The organism is Candidatus Planktophila sp., assembly GCF_046070465.1.
In the GTDB taxonomy this organism is placed as follows: Bacteria; Actinomycetota; Actinomycetes; order Nanopelagicales; family Nanopelagicaceae; genus Planktophila.
Map to the genome: position 1 here is coordinate 1 of NZ_JBJTMK010000022.1, position 2,962 is coordinate 2,962.

The following is a 2,962-nucleotide window of genomic DNA, read 5'->3' on the forward strand; positions in this document are numbered from 1 at the left end:
GATTTCAGTAGGTCAGCGTCAGCACACAGCACAGGAAGTAAAAGATTTTATCGATGCATTTATCGCAACGCCGTTTCCTGGTGATGAGCGCCATGCACGCCGCATCGGCAAAATTGCTAGCTTTGAAGATACCTGCTGCTAGCTTTTAAAATATCTAAAGTCATTGACTTGATGATCTTTTGTAATTCCCTGACCTTCAAATCGAGTATCTGGACGCCAATCCGGGCGTACAACTTTTCCTCCAGTAAATAGAGAAGATGATGCAAAGACTTCTTCAATCCATTCCGCATATGGAACCCAGTCGGTTGCAATATGGATAAATCCACCAGGTTTTAGTTTGGAAGCAACTTGTGCCAAGAAATTAGCATTCACGATGCGACGTTTATGGTGTTTCTTCTTCTGCCATGGATCTGGAAAGAACAAGTGCACTCCATCTAGTGATTGATCAGCGATCATGTTGTGCATAATTAAATGTGCATCACCTTGAATAACACGAAGGTTCTTTAAACCGTATTCATGAATTAAAAGAAATAGCTTGCCGACGCCTGGACGATGAACATCGACGGCGAGAAATCCTTTTTCAGGAAAAGCTTGGCCGATAAGTGCGGTCGCCTCGCCCATCCCAAATCCGATCTCAAGGATGACCTCCTTGGAATCTGGAAAAAGTGTTGCAAAATCTAAAACGTGATTGCTGGCTTCGATTCCATATGAGCCCCAATGCTTATCGAGCGCTGCTTGCTGAGGACCTGTAATACGAGAGCCGCGGATGCGATAACTGCGAACTGTAGGCTCATCCATAGCGAGAATCTTATGGTTCGATTAGGCTCTCTTCATCCACGCAGACCATCTATAAGGAGTAAACCGTGCCAGGAGTAAATCTCACACGTGCAGAAGCGCAAGAACGTTCACAGCTCGTCAAGGTCCATTCATATGATGTAGATCTTGATCTCACAGTTGGAGCTGAGAACTTCATCGTCAAGACTCGTGTTAAGTTCGATGGTCTCAAGCCAGGCGCAACAACATTTATCGATGCGGTCGGCAAGTCAGTCATCAAAGCCGAACTCAATGGTCAGGCATTCGATCCAAAGTTCGATGGCGAATCAATTTTCCTTCCACCGCTTGAGGCAAGCAACGAGCTCTACGTCGAATTCGAAGGCATCTACTCAAACTCAGGTGAAGGTCTCCACCGCTTCCAGGATCCTGCAGATGGAGAGGTCTACCTCTACACCCAGCACGAAGTTCCAGATGCTCGTCGCACATTTGTTTGCTTCGACCAGCCAGATCTCAAGGCAACATTTGCAATCTCAGCAACCGTTCCAAGCCACTGGGAGGTAATTTCAAATAACCCAGTTGCATCAAAGGATGATGTTGCAGGAAATAAGAAGTGGACATTCACCACTACTCCTCGCATCTCTACCTACCTCACCGCACTTGTTGCAGGCCCTTACTTCAAGGTCGAGAGCGAATACAAGGGCGCAAAAGTTGTTCCACTCGGTCTCTACTGCCGCAAGTCACTTGCAGAGCACATGGACGCCGAAGAACTCTTTGACATCACACGTCGCGGCTTTGCAGCATTCGAAAAGGATTTCGGTCTTGCATATCCATTCGATAAGTACGATCAGATTGCAGTTGCAGAATTCAATGCAGGCGCAATGGAGAACGCTGGCTGCGTCACATTCGCCGAAAACTACTTCGTCTTCCGCTCAAAGGTGACTGATAAGGAATACAACTGGCGCGCAAATGTCATCCTTCACGAGATGGCGCATATGTGGTTCGGTGACCTCGTCACAATGTCATGGTGGGATGACCTATGGCTCAACGAGTCCTTTGCTGAGTGGGCTTCGTATCACACACTCGCATACGCAACTCGTTTCACGAACTCATGGACTGTCTTCAATGCAGAGCGCAAGAACTGGGCATACCGCCAAGATCAGCTCTCTTCTACTCACCCAATCGCGGTAGATATGTATGACCTCGAAGCGGTCAAGACAAACTTCGATGGAATCACATATGCAAAGGGAGCATCTGTTCTTCAGCAGCTCGTTGCATACGTTGGTCTCGATGCATTTATCGCAGGCTTGAAGAAGTACTTCGAAAAGCATGCATGGGGTAATACAACTCTTAATGACTTGATTGTCGAACTCGAAGCAACCTCAGGTCGCGATCTCAAGCCATGGATTGCTACCTGGCTACAGACAGCTGGCGTTAATACCTGGCGCCCAGAGCTTGTTATCGATGGCGACAAGTACACATCTGTTGCTGTTAAGCAGGAGGTTCCACTTGTTCCAGCTGGCTCAACAGAACTTCGCCCACACCGTATGGCAGTAGGTCTCTATGACATCGCAGGCGGCAAGGTGGTTCGTCGCAAGCGTGTTGAACTAGACGTTGCTGGTGCAACAACAGTTGTACCTGACTTTGCTGGCGAGAAGCTTGCAGATCTAGTCGTACTCAATGATGGCGACCTCTCATACGGAAAGCTCCGTTTCGATGAACGCTCAATCGCAACTCTCAAGAGCCACCTCGGAAATATCGAAGATTCATTGACTCGTGCACTTGCCTGGTCAGCAGTCTGGGATATGACTCGTGATGGCGAACTCGCAGCAAGTGATTACGTACCGATGGTTCTCAATGCACTTGCATCTGAGACTGATGTTGCCGTTGTTGCTACTCAGATGCTGCAGCTCGGAACAGCCGTCGAGCTCTATGCAGCTGATAAAAACCGCGATGCACTTCGCACGATTTTGGCTGATGGCATCGAGAAGCTTCTTGATGGCGCAGCGGCAGGAAGCGATATGCAGCTTCAATATGTTCGTAGCTTTGCAGCAAGTGCAAAGTCACCAGCCCAGGTTTCAAAGGTGCGCGACATCCTTGATGGCAAAGTTGCAGGTGTCACCGTTGATGCAAACCTTCGCTGGACACTCCTTAATTCATTGGTCGAACGCGGTGCTGCAACTGTTGCTGA

The 2,962-nt window shown here is 48.4% G+C and carries 2 protein-coding genes; one reads left to right on the top strand and one right to left on the bottom strand.

Annotated features, from left to right (window positions below; genetic code table 11):
- Positions 1-138: 138 nt before the first annotated feature.
- The gene (gene trmB / locus ACKOVI_RS00970) at positions 139-798 is read right to left on the bottom strand and encodes a tRNA (guanosine(46)-N7)-methyltransferase TrmB (protein ID WP_509601939.1); all 660 of its coding nucleotides are present in this window, start codon (positions 796-798) and stop codon (positions 139-141) included.
- A 65-nt stretch (positions 799-863) separates the two neighbouring features.
- Between trmB and pepN the strand changes: the two genes are divergently transcribed.
- A partial coding sequence (gene pepN / locus ACKOVI_RS00975) for an aminopeptidase N (RefSeq protein ID WP_509601941.1) occupies positions 864-2,962 on the top strand: 2,099 nt, incomplete at its 3' end.